Below are 23,183 nucleotides of genomic sequence, written 5' to 3' on the forward strand. Positions count from 1 at the left end.
CCGGTCCGGCGACCGGCGTCCCCTGCGATCAGTTCACCCGGCCCGGGGCCGCGAACGTCAGCCGGAACATCGCGCCCCCGCCCGGGGCGGCCTCGGCCGCCAGCCGCGCCTCGTGCGCCCGCGCGATCTGCCGGGCCATCGCCAGCCCGAGCCCCGACCCGGGCAGCGCCCGCGCCGCCCCCGCCCGGTAGAACCGGTCGAAGACGTACGGCAGATCCGCCTCCGAGATCCCCGGCCCGTGATCCCGTACGGTCACCTCCGCGCGACCGTCCCCCCGAACCGTCAGCGCCACCTCCACCTCCGCCCCCGGCGGGCTGAACTTCGCCGCGTTGTCCAGCAGGTTCCCCAGCAACCTGCTGAGCCGCGCCGGTACCCCCGCCACCACCGCCTCCCCCTCCCCACGGGACGGCGACGGCGACGGCGCCCGCACCCGGAAGGCCACGCCCGGCCAGTGCGCCCGCGCGGCCCCCACGCAGTACTCCACCAGCGGAACCAGCCGCACCTGTTCCACCAGCAGCTGCGGCTCCTCGTCGCGGGCCAGCTCGATCAGGTCGTTGACCAGCCCCGTCACCTCCCGCAACTGCCGACCGAGCGCCAGCGAGGCCCGCTCCCGCTGCTCGGCCGTCAGCCGGTCCCCCCGCGCCAGCAGCTCCGCGTTCGTCCGCAGCGCGGTCAGCGGGGTCCGCAGCTCGTGCGAGGCGTCCGCGACGAGCCTGCGCTGCGCGGTGACGGACTGTTCCAGTTCGCCCAGCATGGTGTTGAAGCTCCCGGCGAGCCGGGTGACCTCGTCCTCGCGGCCGCGGCCCGGAGGCGGCAGTTCGATCCGGTGCCTCGGATCCCGGGTGGCGGCGATCCGCTCGGCGGTGGCCGTGAGCCGGGTGACCGGTGCCAGACCCGTCCGCGCGACCCAGTGGCCGAGCAGCGCGGCCAGCAGCACCCCGGCGGCGGCGGTGACGGCGAGCCGCCGGGCGGCCCGGTCGATGCCGGTCTCCACCGAGTCGGAGCGTACGGCGACCTGGAGGGCCCGGTCCTTGAGGAAGTCGGTGGTGAGCATCCGCGCGGGATGCCCCTCGACGACGATGTCCGTGTAGAAGGGGGCCCGCTCCCGCACGGCCACCAGCCGGGTGGCCGAGGCCACGGGCATCCGGTACGCGCCCTCCCCGCCCCCCGGGTCCTTCCGCGGGTCGGCCGGGACGATCTGGACGCAGGCGGGCGCGGCCAGGTACCGGCAGTCCCAGGCCGCGGTCCCGGGCGGGGAGTCGCCGTACTGCTTCGCGGCGAGCCGGGCGGCCTGGTTCAGGCTCAGGTCGAGCTGCTGGTAGAGCGCGGCCCGCCCCTCCAGGAAGGCGGCGGTGCACACGCCGAGGGCCACGAAGGCCACCGCGGCGGTCACGGCCAGCGCCAGCCGGGTGCGCAGCGGCCGCCTGCGCCGCCACCGCGCGCCGAGCCCCCGCCGGCTCACGCGGCGTCCAGTCGGTAGCCGACCCCGTGCACGGTGTGCACCAGCCGGGGCTCGCCGCCGGCCTCCAGCTTGCGGCGCAGGTATCCGACGTAGACGGCCAGGGAGTTGGAGTCCGGCCCGAAGTCCCGGCCCCACACCAGTTCCAGGATCAGCTCGCGCGGCAGCACCTGGCCGGGGTGGCGCAGGAGGAGTTCGAGCAGCGCCGACTCGGTGCGGCTGAACTCCAGCGGCCGCTCGCCGCGCCGCCCGGTGCGGGTGGCGGGGTCGAGGACGAGGTCCCCGTACGCGAGCACGGGCGCGCCCCCGGCCGGTTCGGGGGCGGCCCGCCGCAGGAGGGCCCGTACCCGGGCCACGAGCTCGTCGAGCGCGAACGGTTTGACCAGGTAGTCGTCGGCGCCCGCCTCCAGCCCGTCGACGCGGTCGCTCACCGCGTCCAGGGCCGTGAGGACGAGGACGGGCGTACGGTCGCCCACCGCGCGCAGTTGCCGGCACACGGCGAGCCCGTCCAGCACCGGCATCATCACGTCGAGGACCACCGCGTCCGGCTGCCAGAGCGCCACCTCGGACAGTGCCGCCAGCCCGTCGGCCGCGCCGCGCACCTCGTACCCCTCGACGGCGAGGCCGTCTTCGACGGCGGCCCGCACCTCGGGCTCGTCGTCCACCACCAGAATCCGCTGCATGCGGCAAAGCCTCCCAAATACTCCGGGAGAACCTCTTAGAACCTTCTTAGGGCGCACCGGAAGTCTGCGTCCATGACCTCCTCACCCTCACGCTCCGCCTCGCCCCGGTCCTCGTACCGGCCGCTGTCCGTCGTGATCGGCGCGGGCGGCACCGGCGGCCACATCTATCCCGGCCTCGCCCTGGCGGAGGCGCTGCGTGCCGCCGTCCCGGACGCCGTGGTCTCGTTCATCGGCACCGAACGCGGTCTGGAGACCGAGCTGATCCCGGCCGCCGGCTACCGCCTGCACACCGTGGACATGATCCCCTTCGACCCGGCGCTGGGCGCCAAGCGCTACCTCCTTCCGGCGGCGCTGCTGCGCTCGGCCGGGCAGGCGCGGGCCGTGATCCGGGCGCAGGGCGCGCAGGTGGCCGTCGGCATGGGCGGCTATCCGAGTGCGCCCGCCGTGCTCGGGGCCCGGCTGGCCGGACTGCCCGCGGTCATCCACGAGTCCAATGCGGTACCGGGCCGGGCCAACCAGTTCGCGGCCCGCCTCACCCCGCACATGGCGGTGGCCTTCGACCGCAGCCGGGAGCACCTGGCGGGCGGGGCGCGGGCACTGACCACCGGAATGCCCATCTCCGCGGCACTGTCGGGCCTCGCCCGACTGTCCCGCCCCGAGCGGGCGGCCTGGCGCGCCGGGGCCCGGCGGGAGCTGGGGGTGCCGGACGGGCGGCGGCTGGTGGTGTTCAACGGCGGCAGCCTGGGCGCCGTACGCCTGACCGCGGCCGCGGCCGGGCTGGCGGCCGCCTGGCAGGCCCGTGACGACGTACAGCTGCTGATCAAGACCGGCCCGGCGGCGCTCGCGGACACCGCGGCCGGGCTGTCCGCCTCGGGCGGCCGGCGGATCGCACGGGCCGTGCCGTACCTGGACCGGATGGACCTGGTCTACGCGGCCGCCGACCTGGTGGTGTGCCGGGCGGGCTCGGCGACGGTGGCGGAGCTCGCGGCGACCGGGGTCCCCTCGGTGCTGGTCCCCTACCCGTACGCCCCGGGCGACCACCAGACCCACAACGCCCGGGTGCTGTCCGACGCCGGTGCGGGCCTCCTGCTGGCGGACGCCGAGGCGACGGCCGGCCGCCTCGCGGACCTGCTCGCCCCGCTGCTGGCCGACCCGGCGCGGCTGGCGGCGATGGCCGGCGCGGCCGACCCGGGACCGCACGCACGGGCCGCCGAACTGCTGGCCTCGCAGGTCCTGCGGGTCGCCGGCTTCCCCTCCCTCTCCCCCACCCCCCTGGAGCTCGTATGACCACGCACGCCCCCACGCCCACACTCGCCCTCACCCCGGCGCGCACCCCCGCCGACTGGACCGGCCGTACGGTCCTCGTCACGGGCGCCGAGGGCTTCATCGGCTCCGCCCTCGTCGACCTGCTGGTCGCGCGGGGCGCGAAGGTGCGCGCCTTCGTGCACTACAAGCCGTACGCGGAGAAGGGCCACCTGGCCCGCTACCTGGCCGACCCGGGCGGCCCGGTGGAGATGTGGGCCGGCGACGTCCGCGACGCGGGCCGGGTCAGCGACGCGGTGGCCGGCTGCGACACCGTCTTTCACCTGGCGGCGCTGATCGGGATCCCGTACAGCTACGCCTCGCCCGGCGCGTACGTCCAGACCAACGTCACCGGGACCGAGAACATGGCCGAGGCCTGCCGCCGCCACGGCGTGCGCCGCCTCGTCCACACCTCCACCAGCGAGGTCTACGGGACGGCCCTGACGGCCCCGATCTCCGAGAGCCACCCGCTCCAGCCGCAGTCCCCGTACTCCGCTTCGAAGATCGGCGCCGACATGATGGCGCTCTCCTTCCACCACGCGTTCGAACTGCCGGTGACGGTGGTCCGGCCGTTCAACACCTACGGCCCGCGCCAGTCGGCCCGCGCGGTCATCCCCACCATCCTGGCCCAGCTCCACTCGGGCGCCCGGGAGGTCCGCCTGGGCTCCCTGACCCCGACCCGGGACTTCACCTACGTGACCGACACCGCGGCCGGCTTCCTCGCGGTCGCGGAGTGCGACCGGGCCCTGGGCCAGGTGGTCAACCTCGGCAGCGGCGAGGAGATCTCCATCGGCGACCTGGCCCGGGCCCTGATCGCGGCGTCCGGCCGGGACGCGGAGGTCGTCGTCGACCCGGCCCGGCTGCGTCCCTCCGGCAGCGAGGTCCAGCGCCTGCTGTCGGACAACTCCCGGGCCCGCGACTGGGCCGGCTGGAAGCCCGAGGTCTCCCTCCGGGAGGGCCTGACCCGCACCTCGGAGTGGGTGGCCGCCCACCTCCACCTCTTCGCCCCGGACCGCTACCAGGTGTAGGGCGTTCCCTCCCGGGTCAGGCCCGGTCCGGGAGGACGGTGCGGGCCCGGTCCCCGGCGCGGGACCGGGCCCGGTCGCGGAACCAGACGACCGTTCCCACCAGCACCGCCACCCCCACCCCGTACAGCGGCAGCCACAGGGTCGTCGTGGCCGCCAGGCACTCGGCGACCGCCGCACGGGCGTGGGTCTCCTGCGCGAACGCCAGGGCCGCGCCGTCACGGCCCGCCAGGTTCCCGAGCGCGGCCCGCGTCTGGAGGGACTCGTACCTGCCCAGCAGCCCGCACTCGCCGCGGGTTCCCGGCATCGGGAACAGCCAGGCCCGGCGCTGGAGCAGGGGGGCAAGCGCGATCGCCACGCACAGGCCGACGATCAGCGCGTACGCGACCAGGCCGCGCAGGTAGGCCGAGCGGAGGCCGGGCGACCACTGCGCCCTTCGCTGGAAGGCGAGCAGCACGGCGAGGAGCGTCACCCCGATGAAGGTGGCGAACCACTGCCACGACCCCTGGGCGAGCGCGAAGGTCAGCACTGCGGCGAGCCCGATGCCGATGACACCGGGAGCCGGAAGGTCACCGCCCGCCGCCGCGGACGCGGGATTCCCCGGGATCGCCCGGGGGCTGGGTTCGCTCACGGAACTCTCCTGCGAGAGGGAGCCATCAGCATCCCGCCCGGGGACCGCGCGGCCCCGGGCGCCATGCCGTACGGACCCCGCACCCCGCCCGGATGGCCCGCGCGCAGGGACCGCGCGCCTGCGGACCGCCCCTACGGACTGCGCAGGCTGCGGACGTCCAGGTGCCGCAGCACCCGGTCGACGATCTCCGGATCGGCGCCCGGCTCGCTGCGCGCGGCCAGCACCTCGTGCCGGGCGGCGGACATCATCTCCCGCTGGATGCGCTGCACGTCGCGGATCCGCTCCACCCGCTTCGCGTACGCCTCCCGCCGCTCCTCGTCCACCATGTCGGGGCTGATCCTGGCGCCCACGTCGTACGCCCTGCGGTAGAGCACCTCCACCAGGTCCTCGGGCAGGTCCTCCACCTCCTCGATCTCCTTCAGCCGCCGCTTCGCGGCCTTGGCGGCGCGGATCGCCAGCGCACGGGCGACCTCCGCCTCCGCGTCCGGGTCGGCCTCCACGCCGAGCCGGCGGACCAGCCACGGCAGGGTCAGCCCCTGGACCACCAGGGTGGTCATGATCACGGCGAAGGCGATGAAGACGATCTCCTGCCGGGCCGGGAAGGGCTCCCCCGCGTCCGTCTCGAAGGGAATGGCGAGCGCCAGCGCCACGGAAGCCACGCCCCGCATCCCCGCCCACCACATGACCACGGACTCCCGCCAGCTCAGCGGAATCTCCTCGTCGTAGTCGCGCCGCGAGTGGAGCCGTTTCGCGAGCCATCCGGCCGGCAGCAGCCACACCAGCCGTACGCCGATCACCACCGCGACCACGGCCGCCGCCCACCCGGCCATCTCCCAGGCCCGGCCGCTGGCCGCCCCGAACACGTTGTGCAGCTCCAGCCCGATCAGGCCGAAGGCGACACCGGTGACCAGCATGTCGACGACCTCCCAGAACGTGTGCCCGGCGAGCCGGCCCAGCACGTCGTCGGCGTCGGTCGCGTACTCGGCGAGGAACAGCGCCGTGGTCAGCACGGCCAGCACGCCGGAGCCCCTGAACTCCTCCGCCACCACGTACGCCACGAACGGCACGAGCAGCGTCAGCCCGATCTGGAGCGTGGCGTCGCCGAGCCGTCCCATGAGCCGGTTGGCGGCCCAGCCGAGCCCGAGCCCCACCACGACGGCCACGACGGCCGACAGCACGAACTCGCCGAGCGCCTCGGGCCACGAGAAGGTGCCGCTGACGGCGGCGGCGATGGCCACGTGGTAGAGCACGATGGCGGTGACGTCGTTGAAGAGCCCCTCGCCCTCCAGGATCGACACCATGCGCCGGGGCAGCCCGAGCGATCCGGCCACGGCGGTGGCGGCGACGGGGTCGGGCGGGGCGACGAGCGCGCCGAGCGCGACGGCCGCGGCGATCGAGAGCCCCGGCACCAGGGCGTGCGCGGTGAAGGCGACGACCACGGTGGTGACGAAGACGAGGGCGACGGCCAGCAGCAGGATGGGCCGCACATTGGCGGCGAACTGCCGCCACGAGGTCCGCTGCACGGAGGCGTACAGCAGCGGGGGCAGCACCAGCGGCAGGATGTACTCGGGCGGGATGTCGACATTGGGCACCACGGGCACCAGGGCGAGCACCACCCCGCCGAGCGTCATCAACACCGGCGCGGGCAGCCCCAGCCGGTCCCCGAGCGGCACCGTCACCACGGCCCCGAGCAACAACACGAACAACAGCAGGAGCTGATCCACTCCCACACACTGCCAGTCCGCCGCGCCCGGCGACGCGGACCGGGGCGCGTGTCGGCCTCGACAGGATCCAGCCCCCGCCGGGCCCTATCCAGCCCACGCCGACCGAAATCCAGCCTCACCGGCGTTTGAGGCGGGGGGTCCGGGGCGGAGCCCCGGGGAACGGTGGAAGGGCGGGTGGGGGACGGCCCCGCAGGGCTGCGCACCCCGACCCGGACTACGGCAGGGGGCGCCGCATCGACCGGTGCGCAATCCCCGCGTCCTGGAACTCCGGCCCGTAGGCCACGTACCCCAGCCGCTCGTAGAACCCCATCGCATGGGTCTGCGCGCCCAAGTCGACGGCCGCAAGGCCCAGCCGAACCGCCTCGGCCTCGATCGCCCGTACCAGCGCGACCCCCACCCCGAGCCCGCGCGCGGACTTGGTGACGGCCAGCCGTCCGAGCGAGCCGACTTCCGGGGAGCCCGTCTTGCCCAGGGCCCGGGGCCCGTACAACAGCCGGCCGGTGCCCAGCGCGACCCCGTCCGGCCCCTCGGCCAGCACGTGCAGCGCGATCTCGTCGTACGCGTCGTACTCGATCGACTCCGGCACCGACTGCTCGACCACGAAGACCTCGGTCCGCACGGCGAAGCAGGCCTTCAGGTCCGCCTCCGTGACGACGACCCGCACGGCGACACCGCCGGCATCGCCGAAGGCGTCGCCGGCGGTCACTCGCTCTCCTTGCGGATCACGTCCAGCGCGTTCTGCAGGTCCGCCGGGTACGTGCTCGCGAACTCGACCCACTGCCCGTCCGACGGGTGCTCGAAGCCGAGCCGCACCGCGTGCAGCCACTGCCGCGTGAGCCCGAGGCGCTTCGCGACGGTCGGGTCGGCGCCGTAGGTCAGGTCGCCGACGCAGGGGTGCTTGTGGGCGGCCATGTGCACGCGGATCTGGTGCGTGCGCCCGGTCTCCAGCTTGATGTCCAGCAGCGAGGCGGCGCGGAAGGCCTCGATCAGGTCGTAGTGGGTGACGGAGGGCTTGCCCTCCTGGGTCACGGCCCACTTGTAGTCGGCGCTGGGGTGCCGTCCGATCGGCGCGTCGATCGTGCCGCTCATCGGGTCCGGGTGGCCCTGCACCAGCGCGTGGTAGCGCTTGTCGACGATCCGCTCGCGGAACTGGTTCTTCAGCGAGGTGTACGCGCGCTCCGACTTGGCGACGGCCATCAGGCCGGAGGTGCCGACGTCGAGCCGGTGCACGATGCCCTGGCGCTCGGAGGCGCCGGAGGTGGAGATGCGGTAGCCGGCGGCGGCGAGGCCGCCGATGACGGTGGTGCCGGTCCAGCCGGGGCTGGGGTGCGCGGCGACGCCGACCGGCTTCATGATGACGACGATGTCGTCGTCGTCATGGACGATCTCCATGCCGGGAACGGGCTCGGCGACGAGCTCGACCTTCCGCGGCGGCTCGGGCATCTCGACTTCGAGCCAGGCGCCACCGTGCACACGCTCGGACTTCCCGACGACACTGCCGTCGACCAGCACCTTTCCCGCGGCCGCGAGTTCGGCCGCCTTCGTCCGGGAAAAACCGAACATACGGGCGATCGCGGCGTCGACGCGCTCGCCCTCGAGGCCATCGGGTACGGGCAGGGTGCGGATCTCGGGAATCGTACTCACCTGTCGAGTATGCAGGACTCGGCAGAAGACCATTCCCGCGCTCGGCCCGCGATCGGCCCGCGATCGCCCTGCGGCTCGCTCGCCGGGTCAGTCCTTGTGGACGGTGCCGTCCGGGTCCAGGCCCTTGAAGGACAGCAGGACGATCAGGATCCCGCCGCACACGATCGCCGAGTCCGCGAGGTTGAAGACGGCGAAGTGGGCCGGTGCGATGAAGTCGACGACCGCCCCGCGGAAGACGCCCGGCGAGCGGAAGATCCGGTCGGTCAGATTGCCCAGCGCCCCGCCGAGCAGCAGGCCCAGCGCGATCGCCCAGGGCAGGCTGTAGAGCTTCCGCGCCAGCCGCACGATCACCACGATGACGGTGGCGGCGATGCAGGTGAAGATGATCGTGAAGGCCTCGCCGAAGCCGAAGGCGGCGCCGGGGTTGCGGATGGCGTCGAACTTCAGCAGGTCTCCGATGACCTGGATCGACGGCTGGTGCTCCAGCTTCGCGACGACCAGCATCTTGCTGCCCAGGTCGACGAGGTAGGCGAGGAGCGCCACGACGAGCAGCGCGACGATCCGCCGCCGCCCCTTGGGCGGCGCGGATTCGGGCTGGGTGCCGTCTTCCCCGACCTCCGGCGTACCGATGATGCGCTCCGCCTCTGCCACGTGAGTCCCTCGAACTAGCTCGAACCAGTTGTTGGACGGCACCGCGCCGACCGACCCGCCAGGTTCATGGACCCTGACGAGACACGAGGGTACGTCAGGGCGCCCTCAGGCCGCCGCCCCGGCCACACCTCGACCGGAGCCCGCCTGCGCCGGCCCGCGGCCCTCCGGCGCCCGCCGGGCGCCCTTCCGGGACCCGCTCAGCCCCCACTCAGTGCCGCCGCTCCTGCTTCTGCTTGCAGTCCACGCACAGCGTGGCCCGGGGGAAGGCCTGCATCCGCGCCTTGCCGATGGGCTGGCCGCAGTTCTCGCAGAGGCCGTACGTGCCCGCCTCCAGCCGTTCCAGCGCGCGCTCGGTCTGCTCCAGCATCGAGTTGGCGTTCGCGGCGAGGGCCAGCTCGGACTCCCGGGTGATGTTCTTGGTCCCGGTGTCGGCCTGGTCGTCGCCCGCGCCGTCGCCGGAGTCCCTCATCAGCCCGGAGATGGCCGCGTCGGAGGCCTGGAGCTCGGCGCGCAACCGCAGCACCTCGCTCTCCAGCTCGGCCCGCGCCTCGGCGACCTCCGCCGGGGTCCAGGGGTCCTCGCCGGGCCGCACGGCGAGCTCGCCGGGCGCCAGGCCCGCCGTGCCCCGCGCCTTGGGCAGCCCGCTGGTCGCGGTCGCGGCCGTCTTCCTGGCCGTGCCGGTGCTCTTCTTGGCAACCACTTTCCGGGCTCCCGTCTCGTGCGCGGCCTGCGCCGCCCCCTCGGCCCCGGCCGTCTTGGCCGTGGCCTTCTTCGCGGCCGTCTTCTTGACGGCCGTCTTCTTGACGGCGGCCGTCTCCTCGGCGGGCGCCTTCCCGGCTGCCGCCTTCTTCGCGTCGGCGGCCTTCGTCCCGGCCGCCGCCGTCCTGGTGCCGGCCGCCGCCTTCTTCGTGGCCGCCGCCTTCTTCCCGGCGGCGGTGCCTTCCACCGGTCCGGCCTCCGGATCCGGGGCCGCCACCTCCGTCACCGGATCCTGCGCCGGCTTCTCCGCAGCCTTCCCGACAGCCTTCTTGGCAGTACTCCCGGCGGTCTTCTTCGCCACCATGGCCGCGGCCCCTTCACATACTGTGATCATTGCTCGCGAATCGTGCCGGAACGATAAATCGACTCCGGCCCCGCGGCAACGGGGCACGCGTCCATCGAGGTCAACCTGCATCCGTTGTGCCCAGCGCAGAGCCCGGTAATCCGCCCCACCCGCCCCACCGCACCCCGGAACGGCCCGTCGGCCCATTCGGGTCAATCCGAGCCCGGTCCGCGCCCGGGTCCGCGCCCGGGTCCGAGCCCCGGTCCAGACCCCGGTCCGCGCCCCGCCCGGACCCCCGCGCCACGCCCCGTAAACCGGTCTGCCGACGCGCCCCCCGGCCCGTACACTGGGCCCAGCGAGAAGCATGGATGGGGACGAGTAGCGTCGGACGCAGCCAGGAGCGACCCGGGGACGGTGAGAGCCCGGGGGCGAGCGCGATGCGAAGGATCACCCCGGAGCCGCCGGAAGAAAGCCCACCGGGATACCCGTAGGGCGAGTAGAACCGGCTTCGCACCCCAATGAGGGGGCCGACGGACCACAGGTCCGCAGGCCAAGGAGGGTGGTACCGCGGGAACAGCTTTTCCCTGATTCGGGGGAGGGCGGCTCTCGTCCCTCCGGACGGAAGTGACACCCCGCCGGAGGAAGAGTTCAGCCTCATGACCACACCGCCGCAGTACCGCCCGGTACCCGCCCAGGTCGACCTGCCTGCCCTCGAGCACGCGGTCCTCGACTTCTGGCGCGAGAGCAAGACCTTCGCCAAGACCCTGGAGCAGTCCGAGGGCCGCCCCGAGTGGGTCTTCTACGAGGGCCCGCCCACCGCGAACGGCATGCCCGGCGCGCACCACATCGAGGCACGCGTCTTCAAGGACGTCTTCCCCCGCTTCCGCACCATGCGCGGCTACCACGTGGCCCGCAAGGCCGGCTGGGACTGCCACGGTCTGCCCGTCGAGCTCGCCGTCGAGAAGGAACTGGGCTTCAACGGCAAGAAGGACATCGAGGCGTACGGCATCGCCGAGTTCAACGCCAAGTGCCGGGAGTCGGTGACCCGCCACACCGACGCGTTCACCGAGCTCACGAACCGGATGGGCTACTGGGTCGACCTCGACGACGCCTACCGCACCATGGACCCCGAGTACGTCGAGTCCGTGTGGTGGTCGCTGAAGGAGATCTTCAACAAGGGCCTGCTCACCCAGGACCACCGCGTCGCCCCCTGGTGCCCCCGCTGCGGCACCGGCCTCTCGGACCACGAGCTGGCCCAGGGCTACGAGACGGTCGTCGACCCCTCGGTCTACGTCCGCTTCCCGCTGACCTCCGGCCCCCTCGCGGGCGAGGCGGCGCTGGTCGTCTGGACGACCACCCCCTGGACCCTGGTCTCCAACACCGCCGTGGCCGCGCACCCCGACGTCACCTACGTCGTCGCCACCAATGGCGAAGAGAAGCTGGTCGTCGCCCAGCCGCTGCTGGAGAAGTCCCTCGGCGAGGGCTGGACGGCCACCGGCGAGTCCTTCACGGGCAAGGAGATGGAGCGCTGGACGTACCAGCGCCCCTTCGACCTGGTGGAGTTCCCCGCCCCCGCCCACTACGTCGTGAACGCCGACTACGTCACGACCGAGGACGGCACGGGTCTGGTCCACCAGTCCCCCGCCTTCGGCGCCGACGACCTCGCGGTCTGCCGCGCGTACGGCCTGCCCGTCGTGAACCCGGTCCGCCCCGACGGCACCTTCGAGGAGGAGGTCCCGCTGGTCGGCGGGATCTTCTTCAAGAAGGCCGACGAGAAGCTGACCGCGGACCTCGACGCGCGCGGCCTGCTCTTCAAGCACATCGCCTACGAGCACAGCTACCCGCACTGCTGGCGCTGCCACACCGCCCTGCTCTACTACGCGCAGCCGTCCTGGTACGTCCGCACCACCGCCGTCAAGGACGCGATGCTGCGGGAGAACGAGAAGACCAACTGGTTCCCGGACTCCGTCAAGCAGGGCCGCTTCGGCGACTGGCTGAACAACAACATCGACTGGGCGCTGTCCCGCAACCGCTACTGGGGCACCCCGCTGCCCATCTGGCGCTGCGAGGAGAACCACCTCACCTGCGTCGGCTCCCTCAAGGAGCTCGGCGAGCTGACGGGCACGGACCAGTCGAACCTGGACCCGCACCGCCCGTACATCGACGAGGTCACCTTCCCCTGCACGGCGGAGGGCTGCGAGCTCACCGCGGTCCGCGTGCCGGAGGTCATCGACGCCTGGTACGACTCGGGTTCGATGCCGTTCGCGCAGTGGGGCTACCCGCACAAGAACAAGGAGATCTTCGAGAAGCGTTATCCGGCGCAGTTCATCTCGGAGGCCATCGACCAGACCCGCGGGTGGTTCTACACCCTGATGGCGGTCGGCACCCTCGTCTTCGACAAGTCCTCCTACGAGAACGTGGTCTGCCTGGGCCACATCCTCGCCGAGGACGGCCGCAAGATGTCCAAGCACCTGGGTAACACCCTCGAACCGATCCAGCTGATGGACACGCACGGCGCGGACGCCGTCCGCTGGTTCATGGCGGCCGGCGGCTCCCCGTGGGCGGCGCGCCGCGTCGGTCACGGCACCATCCAGGAGGTCGTCCGCAAGACGCTCCTCACGTACTGGAACACGGTCGCCTTCCAGGCCCTGTACGCCCGTACGTCGAACTGGGCCCCGTCGGCCTCCGACCCGGCGCCGGCGGACCGCACGGTCCTCGACCGCTGGCTGCTCTCGGAGCTCCACACCCTCACCACCGAGGTCACGGAGGCGATGGAGGCCTACGACACCCAGCGCGCCGGCAAGCTCCTCTCCGCCTTCGTGGACGACCTCTCCAACTGGTACGTCCGCCGCTCGCGCCGCCGCTTCTGGCAGGGCGACGCGGCCGCGCTGCGCACGCTGCACGAGGTCGTGGAGACGGTCACCCGCCTCCTCGCCCCCCTCACCCCCTTCATCACGGAGCGGGTCTGGCAGGACATGATCGTCCCGGTCACCCCGGACGCCCCGGAGTCGGTGCACCTGACCACGTGGCCGGTCCCGGACGCCTCGGCGATCGACCCGGAGCTGTCCCGGCAGATGCTGCTGGTACGCCGCCTCGTGGAGCTGGGCCGCGCGACGCGGGCCGAGTCGGGCGTGAAGACCCGCCAGCCGCTGTCCCGCGCGCTGGTCGCCGTATCGGGCTTCGAGACCCTCTCCCCCGAGCTGCACTCCCAGATCACGGAGGAGCTGAACGTCTCCTCACTGGCCTCCCTCTCGGAGGTCGGCGGGTCCCTGGTCGACACCACGGCCAAGGCGAACTTCCGTGCGCTCGGCAAGCGCTTCGGCAAGGGCGTGCAGGACGTGGCGAAGGCGGTGGCCGCGGCCGACGCGGCGGCGCTGTCCCTGGCCCTGCGCTCCGGCTCCGCCGAGATCGAGGTGGACGGCTCGCCCGTCACCCTCACCCCGGAGGAGGTCATCATCACGGAGACCCCGCGCGAGGGCTGGTCGGTGGCGTCCGACTCCGGCGCGACGGTCGCCCTGGACCTGGAGATCACTCCGGAGCTGCGGCTCGCGGGCCTGGCGCGTGACGCGATCCGCCTGATCCAGGAGGCCCGGAAGAACTCCGGCCTCGACGTCGCGGACCGCATCGCCCTGCGCTGGTCCACGTCGGACCCGGAGCTGGTGACGGCCCTGACGGACCACGCTTCGCTCATCGCGGACGAGGTCCTGGCCACGGACTACGCCTCCGGCGAGGCGGACCCGTCGTACGGCGACCCGTTCGAGGACGAGCCCCTCGGCCTCACGTTCCGCCTCCGCAAGGCGTAGCCCTACGCGGCTGTGGCCCGGCCCCCTCACGGGGTCCGGGCCACAGGTGTTTCTGTCCCCTACCCGCCCTTCCACCGTTCCCCAGGCTCTGCCACGGCCCGGTCCTCAAACGCCGGACGGGCTGGAGATGCCGCTGCGCGGCACACTCCAGCCTCGCCGGCGTTTGAGGCGCGGGGTCTGGGCAGAGCCTGGGGAACGGGCGAAGGGCGGGTAGGGGACCTCGCCCCGCGCAGCGGCGCCCGCACCAGCCCGCCCGGGACGGGGTACGCAAACGGGCCGGGCCCGGTGCCCCCGAAGGGGAACCGGGCCCGGCCCGACCGTCTGCCGACGGGCTACCGCTTAGTTGTCGTCCTCGTCGATCAGGAAGCCCCGCATGGGAGACGGCGCCTGCTGCATCGGCTGCGGACCAGCCGGCCGCACCGGAGCCATCGGCTGCGTCATCGCCGGGGACATCTGCTGCTGGCCGCCACCGTAGGAGGGGGCCATCGGGGACGGACCACCCATCGGCGACGGGCCACCCATCGACGGACCACCCATGGAGTGCATCGCACCGGCCGGAGCCATCGACGGGGTCGGCGACGGCGGCAGCGCGGGACCGGCGGGGTTCCGCGGCGGAGCCAGCGAGTCGTCGGCCTGCGTCTCCAGCTGGCGCAGCTGCGACTCCAGGTAGGACTTCAGACGGGTGCGGTACTCGCGCTCGAAGCCCCGCAGGTCCTCGACCTTGCGCTCCAGCGTGGCGCGGGCGGACTCCAGGGAGCCCATCGCGACGCGGTGCTTCTCCTGCGCGTCCCGCTCCAGCGCGTCGGCCTTGGCGCGGGCGTCCCGCTCCAGGCCCTCGGCGCGCGACCGGGCCTCGCCGACGATCTTGTTGGCCTCGGAGCGGGCCTCCGCGATCGCCTGGTCGGCGGTCTGCTGCGCGAGCGACAGGACGCGGGCGGCGCTGTCACCACCGGGACCCTGCTGGGGAAGCTGCTGCGGCTGCTGGTGCATCTGCTGGCCCATCGGCTGCATCTGCTGCCCCATGGGCTGCATCTGCTGGCCCATCGGCTGGCCCATCTGCTGGCCGAGCGGGTTCTGGCCACCCATGGACTGCTGCTGCATGGGGTTGCCCATCGGGCCGGGACCCTGCTGGCCCATGCCCTGCTGCCCCATGCCCTGCTGGCCCATCTGCTGCTGCCCACCCATGGTGTGCTGCTGCATGGGGTTGCCCATCGGGCCGGGACCCTGCTGGCCGTGCTGACCGGGACCGGCCGGAAGCTGGGGCGGGCCACCCGGAAGCTGCGGCTGACCCATCTGGGGCTGCTGCTGCGGGGGGCCGGATATGGCCGCGGGCACGGGGGCGCCGGGGCCGCGCTGGCCTCCACCGTCCTGGGGGTCCGGCTTGCGCATGCCCTGCTGCTGGTTCTGAGCGGCAGCACGCGTGGCGGCCGCCAGCTTGGCGCGCAGGTCCTCGTTCTCGCGCAGCAGGCGCGTCAGTTCGGACTCGACCTCGTCGAGGAAGGCGTCGACCTCGTCCTCGTCATAGCCTTCTCGCAGGCGGACGGTCGTGAACTGCTTGTTCCGCACGTCCTCGGGAGTCAGCGGCATGTCTTCTTCACCTCTACGTAGTCGTCGGCAGTCGGCAGGACCGTATCGGGACTGTCCCCGCGCCTGCGGGGGAGCTCATCGTTCACACGCTTCTCGCAGCGGTGCTCACGAAACTGATGAGGATGTAAACGATGATCATCAGAACGAAGAAGGACAGGTCGAGTGCCACGCCCCCGAGACGCAACGGCGGGATGAGCCGCCGAAGGAGCTTGAGCGGTGGATCGGTGACAGTGTAGGTGGCCTCCAGAACGACCACCATCGCCTTGCCGGGTGTCCATGAACGTGCGAACTGGAACACGTAGTCCATGACCAGTCGGAAGATCAGCACGATGAGGAAGCACATCAGCGCGATGTAAACCACTTGCAGTGCTACGCCCATCCCGCGCTTCCCTCTCCCCTGCTTCCGCCCTGTACCCGGTCCCGTATCTGACGGATCGGTCTAGCTTTGGTTGAAGAACCCGCCCTCCGCGATGCGGGCCTTGTCCTCCGCCGTGACATCGACGTTAGCAGGAGACAGCAGGAACACCTTCTGTGTCACGCGTTCAATGCTGCCGTGCAGACCGAAGACGAGACCTGCGGCGAAGTCGACCAGACGCTTCGCGTCCGTGTCGTCCATCTCCGTGAGATTCATGATCACCGGAGTGCCCTCACGGAAGTGTTCCCCGATGGTACGGGCCTCGTTGTAGGTCCGGGGGTGCAGCGTCGTGATGCGGTACGGCTCCCGCTCGGAGACGACCTTGGGCATGATCACGGGGGCGTTCTTCTCCAGATTCGAGCGTTCGGGTGTGATGGACGCCACGGGGGCGATTCGCGCAGGACGTCCATTTTCAACCGGCATTGGGATGGGTTCCCTTGGTGCCGGAGGCTGGGCAACTCGTACCGGTTCGTCCGATACGGGCGTTTGATGCGAAACGGGTGGCTGTCGGCGGTCCCGCTCGCGCGACCGCTCCGGCTCCGGCTCGGGTTCGAACTCGTCGTCGGGGTCGTACCCCGGGTTGTCGTACCGGTCGTCCTCCACGAGGCCGAGGTAGACCGCCATCTTGCGCATCGCGCCGGCCATTCTCTGAGTCCTCCGCTCTGTGGTGGATCGCCCTGTCGCAGGTGTCTCGCCGTGTCACGAATGTCACCAACTGCCCGCGATCCACGTGGCCTGTCCGCTCATCAGCGGAAATGACCATATTTTCTGCTGTGGTCCGACTTTCTTCGCGACGTTACCCGAGCCGGGGTCTCGCGCCGAGTACCGCAGTGCCGACGCGTACATGTGTCGCACCGGCCGCAACGGCCTGTTCCAGGTCTGCGCTCATCCCGGCCGAGACCATCGTGGCAGCCGGATGGTCCGCGCGCAGGCGGGATGACAATTCCACCAGCCGCTCGAAGGCCGCTTGTTCGCGTCCCGCGTAGTGCCCGGCCAGCGGAGCGACCGTCATGAGACCGTCGATGCGCAGTCCGGGGGCCGCCGCCACGAGGTCCGCCAACTCGGCGAGCTGCTCGGGCGCCGCGCCGCCGCGGGCCCCCCGTTCGCCCGACTCGGCGTCGAGGGCGATCTGCACCAGGCAGCCGAGTTCCCGTCCCGCTCCCTCCGCGGCCGCCGAGAGGGCCGTGACGAGCTTGGGGCGGTCGACGGACTGCACGAGGTGCGCGTATCCCGCCACGGAACGGACTTTGTTCGTCTGCAACTGGCCGACGAAGTGCCAGGTGAGCGGCAGATCCGCACAGGCCTCGGCCTTGGGGGCCGCATCCTGGTCCCGGTTTTCCGCCACGTGACGGACACCCAGGTCCGCCAGCAGTCGTACGTCGCTCGCCGGGTAGGTCTTGGTGACCACGATGAGGGTCACCTCTTCCCGCTTGCGCCCGGCGGCCGCGCAGGCGGCCCCGATCCGCTCCTCCACCCGCGCGAGGTTCTCGGCGAGCTCGGACTTACGATCCGTCATTCTTCAGTCCAACCAGACATATCCGGCAAGCCGCCCGGTCATCCGGTCGCGGCGGTACGAGAAGTGGTCCCGCGACTCCAGTGTGCAGACCGGGGACCGGCCGATGTCGGCCACCCCCGCCTCAGCGAGCTGCGCGTGCACCCCGGCGACCACGTCGACGGCCGGTGTCCCCCAGCTCGTCTCGGCGTACGCGGCCGGCACCACCTCGGCGACCGCCGCCCGCATCCCGGCCGGAACCTCGTAGCAGCGCCCGCACACCGCCGGTCCGGTACGGGCCACCATGCGCGCGGGGTCGGCCCCGAGCGAGACCATCGCCTCGACGGCGGCGCCCACGACCCCGGCGACCAGTCCGGGCCGCCCGGCGTGGGCGGCTCCCGCGATGCCGGCGACGGGGTCGGCCAGCAGGACGGGCGTGCAGTCGGCGGTGAGGACCGCGAGGGCGAGACCCCGACGGGCGGTCACCACCGCGTCCACCGCCGGACTGCGCCTCATCCCATCGGCCCGGTCCGGGCCCCACGGGCCGTCGACCACCGCCACGTCCCGGCCGTGCACCTGGTTCATCCAGACCACCCGGTCCGGCGCGATGCCCAGCGCCTTCGCCGCGGCGGCCCGGTTCGCGCGAACGGCGGCCGGGTCGTCTCCGACCGCGCCGCCGAGATTGAGCTCCTCGTACGGAACGGCGCTCACCCCGCCCCACCGGTCGGTGAAGGCGAAGTGGGCGCCGCTCTCGCTGTACTGCTCCAAGGTCACTTCAAGAAGTCCGGGACGTCCAGTTCCTCGGCCGGGCTGTCCTGGTACGGCCGGGCCGTCGGGACCTGCGGGGCCGGAGCCTCGGCGACCGGGACCGGCTCGCTGCGGACCGGCTCCTCGCGCGGGGTGACCGAGCCGAGTCCGCCGAAGGCCGGGCGGGCCGGCTCGGCGGCACGGACCGGAGCCGGGGCCGGCTCCTCGCGCTTGGTGGAGGCCGCGCCGATGACGTTGTCACGGCGGGCCGGGGGCTGTCCGCCGTCGAACCCGGCCGCGATGACGGTGACCCGTACCTCGTCGCCGAGCGCGTCGTCGATGACGGCTCCGAAGATGATGTTCGCCTCGGGGTGCGCGGCCTCGCTCACCAGCTGCGCGGCCTCGTTGATCTCGAAGAGACCGAGGTCCGAGCCACCGGAGATGGAGAGCAGCACGCCGCGGGCGCCGTCGATGGACGCCTCGAGCAGCGGCGAGGAGATCGCCATCTCGGCGGCGGCCACCGCGCGGTCGTCGCCGCGGGCCGAGCCGATGCCCATCAGGGCGGATCCGGCCTCGGACATCACGGACTTGACGTCCGCGAAGTCGAGGTTGATCAGACCCGGGGTCGTGATCAGGTCGGTGATGCCCTGGACGCCGGACAGCAGGACCTGGTCGGCCGACTTGAAGGCGTCGAGGACGCTGACCTGGCGGTCCGAGATGGACAGCAGGCGGTCGTTGGGGATGACGATGAGGGTGTCGACCTGCTCGCGGAGCTGGGCGATGCCGTCCTCGGCCTGGTTCGCGCGGCGCCGGCCCTCGAAGGTGAACGGCCGGGTGACCACACCGATCGTCAGGGCGCCCAGCGAGCGCGCGATGTTGGCGACGACGGGTGCGCCGCCCGTTCCGGTGCCGCCGCCTTCACCGGCGGTGACGAAGACCATGTCGGCCCCCTTGAGGACCTCCTCGATCTCCTCGCGGTGGTCCTCTGCCGCCTTGCGGCCGACATCCGGGTTGGCGCCGGCGCCAAGGCCCCGGGTGAGTTCGCGGCCGACGTCGAGCTTGACGTCGGCGTCGCTCATCAACAGCGCCTGGGCGTCTGTGTTGATGGCGATGAACTCGACGCCCTTGAGACCGACCTCGATCATTCGGTTGATGGCATTGACACCACCGCCGCCGACACCGATGACCTTGATGACTGCGAGGTAGTTCTGCGGTGCTGCCACGTCGAAGGCCTCTCGCCTCGAGTTACGTGTCGTTCGCCTCGCGGGCCTGCGGTGCGACGACTGATGCCGAAATTGGGACGGTCCGTACACGCCGACCCGAACCCTAACCCTGAAGTTTAGGGTTATGAGTGTGTCTGTTCCTTGGACTCTTCCGAACAGGACACTAAGTCGACAAGTAGCGCGTGTTCAACGAACACGCCGAACCTCCCGTTTTTCTTTTCACCCTATGTGATCACCCGTATCGGTGGCCAACCAGGGTGCGACGCTGTTCGACCGGACGTCAACTACCGGACACCGCCGGGGCGGTGGGGACGCTCACGTCGAATCGGTCAGCCTTGGGCGAGGCCTTCAGGAGCGCCGTCAGCGCGCGACCCTTCGCGTCGCCCTGTTCGCCGCTCCCCCAGACCACCGTCCGGCCGCCGGTCAACTCCAGCATCACCGAGTCGTAGGACCGGACCTTGACCTGCACGGTCTCCTTGCGGACGGATTCCGGGAGGACGCCGGCGATGGCGACGGCCTCGTGCAGCAGCCGTTCCTCGTCGAACCGGCGGCCGCTCGGAGACTGCCGGGCGCTCAGTTCGAGGAGCGGAACACCTGTCGGTGCTTGTCCGACCGTGTCGAATCGCACACCGGAAGCGTCCACTTCCACGAACTGCGCGTCCTTCCTGATGAGCAGAACGGGCTTGCGTTCCGTCACCTTCAACCCGATTCCGTGCGGCCAGGCCCGCACCACATCGACCGAATCGATGCGGGGCAGGCGGCCGCGGATCCGGGCCGCGATCTCGTCGGTGTCCACGGACATCAGGGGTGCGCCGACGGGAACGGCCGCCGCCGCCAGCACCTGTTCCCGGGTGAGGACCTCGGTGCCGGCGGCGGTGACCTTCTCGACCCGGAGCCAGGAGGACCCGTAGAGGATCCAGGTGCAGCCGGCGGCCAGCAGCAGCGCGAGGACCAGGCCGGCGACCACGAGGGGTCCCCGGCGCAGTCCTCCCGGGAGCCGCCCGCCGGGGCGCGGCCCGCGGGGTTTCCCGGGGCCGGACCCCTTGGGCGGCTTCGGCGACTTGGGGGCCTTCGGGGCCCCCGGCCGCCGGAGCGGGCCGGAGCCCTTCCCGCCGGCTCCGGGGCCGCCACGCTGTGCGGTGCTCGCTCCGGCCACTCCTGTGCCTCCTGCGTCGGTGCTTCCCGCGTCAGCGGGCTCTGTTGGCTGCGATCGCCTCGTACACCATGCCGACGAGCAGCTCGTCGGCATCCCGCCGGCCGAACTCGGCGGCGGCGCGGGACATCTCGTACAGGCGGTGCGGGTCGGCGAGGACCGGGAGGACCTGGCTGAGCACCCACTGGGGCGTCAGTTCCGCGTCGTCCACGAGCAGGCCGCCGCCGGCCTTGACCACCGGCTGGGCGTTGAGCCGCTGTTCGCCGTTGCCGATCGGCAGCGGGACGTAGGCGGCGGGCAGCCCGACGGCGGACAGTTCGGCGACGGTCATCGCGCCCGCGCGGCAGAGCATCATGTCGGCGGCGGCGTACGCGAGATCCATCCGGTCCACGTACGGTACCGGCACATAAGGCGGCATCCCGGGCATGTTGTCGACACGCGGCAGTTCGTTCTTCGGGCCGACCGCGTGCAGGATCTGGACCCCGGAGCGCTGGAGGGTCGGCGCGACCTGCTCGATCACCTCATTGAGGCGGCGGGCGCCCTGCGAGCCGCCCGAGACCAGAAGCGTCGGCAGGTTCGGGTCCAGACCGAAGGCGGCGCGCGCCTCCGGGCGGACCAGTGCCCGGTCGAGGGTGGAGATGGAGCGGCGCAGCGGGATGCCCACGTAGCGGGCGCCGCGCAGTTTGCTGTCGGGGGTGGAGACCGCGACGGCGAACGCGTACCGGGAGCCGATCTTGTTGGCCAGTCCGGGCCGCGCGTTGGCCTCGTGGACGATGATCGGCACCCCGAGGCGCTTGGCCGCGAGGTAGCCGGGCAGGGCCACGTAGCCGCCGAAGCCGACGACGCAGTCGGCCTTGGTGCGCAGGAGGATCTCCTCCGCGGCCTTGATGGTGCCGCGCAGCCGCCCTGGGACGGTGATCAGCTCGGGCGTGGGCCTACGGGGCAGCGGGACGGCCGGGATCAGTCCCAGCTCGTAGCCGCGCTCGGGCACCAGGCGGGTTTCGAGTCCGCGTTCAGTGCCGAGGGCGGTGATGCCCACAGAAGGGTCCTGCCTGCGCAGGGCGTCCGCGAGGGCCAGCGCCGGCTCGATGTGGCCGGCGGTCCCCCCACCGGCGAGTACGACATGCACCGAAATTCACCGCTCTCCGGACGGACGCTTCTTGACGCGCCGTCTCATCGACTTCCATCTCTGCCCGGTCCGCGGCCGGCCGTTCTTGGGCCTCCGCATCGCGAGCGCCGCCCGTGCCGCCGGCTCCTCACGCGCGAAGGCGATGAGCAGTCCGACCGCGAACATGGTCGGCAGCAAGGCTGACCCACCGTAGGAGAACAGCGGGAGCGGGACCCCGGCGATCGGCAGCAGACCGAGCACCGCACCGATGTTGATCACGGCTTGCGCCGTGATCCAGGTGGTCACGCCTCCCGCGGCAAACCGTACGAAGGGGTCCTCCGTGCGTCCGGCCACGCGGATACCCGCATAGCCTAGGGCCGCGAACAGGGCGAGCACCGACAGCGTCCCCGCCAGACCCAGTTCCTCGCCGGTGATGGCGAAGATGAAGTCGGTGTGGGCTTCCGGTAGTTGCCCCCATTTTTCCACACTGGCACCCAGCCCGGAACCGAACCATCCGCCCGATGCGAGGGCGTAGATTCCGTGGACGGCCTGCCAGCACAGGTCGTTCTTGCCCGGTTCGGTCGCTCCGATGCAGGCGAGCCGGTCCATGCGGTGCGGGCTGGTCTTGATGAGCAGCAGGACGAGCACGCCCGCGACGGCCAGTACCCCCGCGAACATCCTGGTCGGCGCCCCGGCCAGCCACAACAGGCCGAACAGGATGGCTCCGAGGATCATCGCGGTGCCCATGTCCCCGCCCAGCATGATGAGCCCGAGCAGCAGGAAGGTGACCGGCACCAGCGGCACCAGCAGGTGCTTCCACTGGCTCAGCAGGTCCCTTTCGCCCTTGCGTGCCAGCAGGTCGGCTCCCCAGAGGATGAGGGCCAGTTTGCCGAACTCACTGGGCTGGAGCATGAACGGACCACCAAGGGAGATCCAATTCTGGTTCCCGTTGACCGACACTCCTATCCCGGGGACCTGGACCAGGACCATGAGGAAGAGCGTGCCGGTGAGCACCGGATAGGACAGGGCCCGGTGGAGTTTGACGGGCATCCGGGAGGCGAGCAGCAGCAGTCCGGTGCCGATCAGGGCGGCCAGGAACTGCTTCTTGAAGAAGTACGCGTCGCCCAGGCCGAGCTGGAGCGCCTTGATCATGGAGGCCGAGTAGACCATCACCAGGCCGAGCACGGTGATGAGCAGCGAGCTGCCGAAGATCAGGTAATACGCCGTGAGGGGCCGATCCCAGGCCCGGCGCAACTGCCGTTGTGTGCGCCGCAGCCGGGCCAGCGGCCCGCCGGCGGCGGGCCGCCCGGGCCGCGCCGCGGGGCGGCCCCTGCCCAGCACCCTGGCGGTCCTGGGCGCTCTGGCTCTGGCGTCCTTGGGGGCCTTGTCGGCGGACGGCCGTCGCCCCGGCAGCACTTGCTTGGCCGGCATCTGTGATCTTCCCCTCCAACTCGTACGAGGCGAGCAGCCGGTCGGCCGGCCGGAGGGAACCCG

20 protein-coding genes are annotated in these 23,183 nt (G+C 72.0%); 3 read left to right on the forward strand and 17 right to left on the reverse strand.

All coding sequences use genetic code 11. The features are described 5' to 3' along the window. Nucleotides 1–28 precede the first annotated feature (28 nt). A complete protein-coding gene (locus OG247_RS12415) occupies nt 29–1,462 on the reverse strand; it encodes a sensor histidine kinase (protein ID WP_327252293.1) in 1,434 nt (477 codons plus the stop codon). Continuing rightward, nucleotides 1,459–2,142, reverse strand: coding sequence for a response regulator transcription factor (locus OG247_RS12420; RefSeq protein ID WP_327252294.1), 684 nt, complete (start codon nt 2,140–2,142; stop codon nt 1,459–1,461). The genes OG247_RS12415 and OG247_RS12420 overlap by 4 nt, the downstream gene beginning before the upstream one ends. Nucleotides 2,143–2,214: 72 nt before the next feature. Here OG247_RS12420 and OG247_RS12425 point away from each other — a divergent pair, with 72 nt between their 5' ends. Continuing rightward, entirely contained in the window at nt 2,215–3,429 is a 1,215-nt protein-coding gene (locus OG247_RS12425; RefSeq protein WP_327252295.1) for a UDP-N-acetylglucosamine--N-acetylmuramyl-(pentapeptide) pyrophosphoryl-undecaprenol N-acetylglucosamine transferase, read from the forward strand. Further along, nucleotides 3,426–4,472 (forward strand): SDR family NAD(P)-dependent oxidoreductase, encoded by a 1,047-nt coding sequence (locus OG247_RS12430; protein ID WP_327252296.1) that lies wholly within the window; start codon nt 3,426–3,428, stop codon nt 4,470–4,472. The genes OG247_RS12425 and OG247_RS12430 overlap by 4 nt, the downstream gene beginning before the upstream one ends. A 16-nt stretch (nt 4,473–4,488) precedes the next feature. Here the strand turns inward: OG247_RS12430 and OG247_RS12435 are convergent, their stop codons facing one another. The 6 genes from OG247_RS12435 to OG247_RS12460 all read right to left on the reverse strand — a co-directional run bounded on the left by OG247_RS12435 (nt 4,489) and on the right by OG247_RS12460 (nt 10,182). Further along, a complete protein-coding gene (locus OG247_RS12435; RefSeq protein ID WP_327252297.1) occupies nt 4,489–5,100 on the reverse strand; it encodes a hypothetical protein in 612 nt (203 codons plus the stop codon). Between the two features lie 131 nt (nt 5,101–5,231). Next, nucleotides 5,232–6,824, reverse strand: a complete 1,593-nt coding sequence (locus OG247_RS12440) for a Na+/H+ antiporter (protein WP_327252298.1) — start codon at nt 6,822–6,824, stop codon at nt 5,232–5,234. 214 nt (nt 6,825–7,038) lie between these two features. Beyond that, nucleotides 7,039–7,530: a GNAT family N-acetyltransferase gene (locus tag OG247_RS12445; protein WP_327252299.1), complete on the reverse strand. Its 492-nt coding sequence runs from the start codon at nt 7,528–7,530 to the stop codon at nt 7,039–7,041. Then, a complete protein-coding gene (locus OG247_RS12450; protein WP_250743762.1) occupies nt 7,527–8,468 on the reverse strand; it encodes an RluA family pseudouridine synthase in 942 nt (313 codons plus the stop codon). Before OG247_RS12450 ends, OG247_RS12445 begins: the two co-directional genes overlap by 4 nt. A gap of 87 nt (nt 8,469–8,555) precedes the next feature. Then, nucleotides 8,556–9,119: a signal peptidase II gene (gene lspA / locus OG247_RS12455; protein WP_327252300.1), complete on the reverse strand. Its 564-nt coding sequence runs from the start codon at nt 9,117–9,119 to the stop codon at nt 8,556–8,558. Between the two features lie 208 nt (nt 9,120–9,327). Then, nucleotides 9,328–10,182, reverse strand: a complete 855-nt coding sequence (locus tag OG247_RS12460; RefSeq protein ID WP_327252301.1) for a TraR/DksA family transcriptional regulator — start codon at nt 10,180–10,182, stop codon at nt 9,328–9,330. A 635-nt stretch (nt 10,183–10,817) separates the two neighbouring features. On the opposite strand from OG247_RS12460, the gene ileS reads away from it, so the two are divergent. Then, entirely contained in the window at nt 10,818–13,964 is a 3,147-nt protein-coding gene (gene ileS, locus OG247_RS12465; RefSeq protein WP_327252302.1) for an isoleucine--tRNA ligase, read from the forward strand. A gap of 339 nt (nt 13,965–14,303) precedes the next feature. Here ileS and OG247_RS12470 read toward each other — a convergent pair whose 3' ends face one another. From OG247_RS12470 to ftsW, 9 genes are all read right to left on the reverse strand, one after another. Next, entirely contained in the window at nt 14,304–15,551 is a 1,248-nt protein-coding gene (locus OG247_RS12470; RefSeq protein ID WP_327252303.1) for a DivIVA domain-containing protein, read from the reverse strand. An 82-nt stretch (nt 15,552–15,633) separates the two neighbouring features. Further along, complete coding sequence (locus OG247_RS12475) at nt 15,634–15,930, reverse strand: YggT family protein (protein WP_112450285.1); 297 nt, start codon at nt 15,928–15,930, stop codon at nt 15,634–15,636. 60 nt (nt 15,931–15,990) lie between these two features. Continuing rightward, nucleotides 15,991–16,611, reverse strand: coding sequence for a cell division protein SepF (locus tag OG247_RS12480; protein ID WP_327252304.1), 621 nt, complete (start codon nt 16,609–16,611; stop codon nt 15,991–15,993). A gap of 151 nt (nt 16,612–16,762) precedes the next feature. Then, nucleotides 16,763–17,482, reverse strand: a complete 720-nt coding sequence (locus tag OG247_RS12485; protein ID WP_327252305.1) for a YggS family pyridoxal phosphate-dependent enzyme — start codon at nt 17,480–17,482, stop codon at nt 16,763–16,765. A 3-nt stretch (nt 17,483–17,485) separates the two neighbouring features. After that, nucleotides 17,486–18,232, reverse strand: coding sequence for a peptidoglycan editing factor PgeF (pgeF, locus tag OG247_RS12490; protein WP_327252306.1), 747 nt, complete (start codon nt 18,230–18,232; stop codon nt 17,486–17,488). Further along, the gene (ftsZ, locus tag OG247_RS12495) at nt 18,229–19,428 is read right to left on the reverse strand and encodes a cell division protein FtsZ (protein ID WP_243330151.1); all 1,200 of its coding nucleotides are present in this window, start codon (nt 19,426–19,428) and stop codon (nt 18,229–18,231) included. The genes pgeF and ftsZ overlap by 4 nt, the downstream gene beginning before the upstream one ends. A gap of 280 nt (nt 19,429–19,708) precedes the next feature. Then, complete coding sequence (locus tag OG247_RS12500; RefSeq protein ID WP_442813262.1) at nt 19,709–20,584, reverse strand: cell division protein FtsQ/DivIB; 876 nt, start codon at nt 20,582–20,584, stop codon at nt 19,709–19,711. A 31-nt stretch (nt 20,585–20,615) separates the two neighbouring features. Beyond that, the gene (murG, locus tag OG247_RS12505; protein WP_243330148.1) at nt 20,616–21,710 is read right to left on the reverse strand and encodes an undecaprenyldiphospho-muramoylpentapeptide beta-N-acetylglucosaminyltransferase; all 1,095 of its coding nucleotides are present in this window, start codon (nt 21,708–21,710) and stop codon (nt 20,616–20,618) included. A gap of 6 nt (nt 21,711–21,716) precedes the next feature. Further along, the gene (ftsW, locus tag OG247_RS12510) at nt 21,717–23,120 is read right to left on the reverse strand and encodes a putative lipid II flippase FtsW (RefSeq protein ID WP_327252307.1); all 1,404 of its coding nucleotides are present in this window, start codon (nt 23,118–23,120) and stop codon (nt 21,717–21,719) included. Between the last annotated feature and the right edge of the window lie 63 nt (nt 23,121–23,183).

The organism is Streptomyces sp. NBC_01244, from assembly GCF_035987325.1.
Lineage (GTDB): Bacteria > Actinomycetota > Actinomycetes > Streptomycetales > Streptomycetaceae > Streptomyces.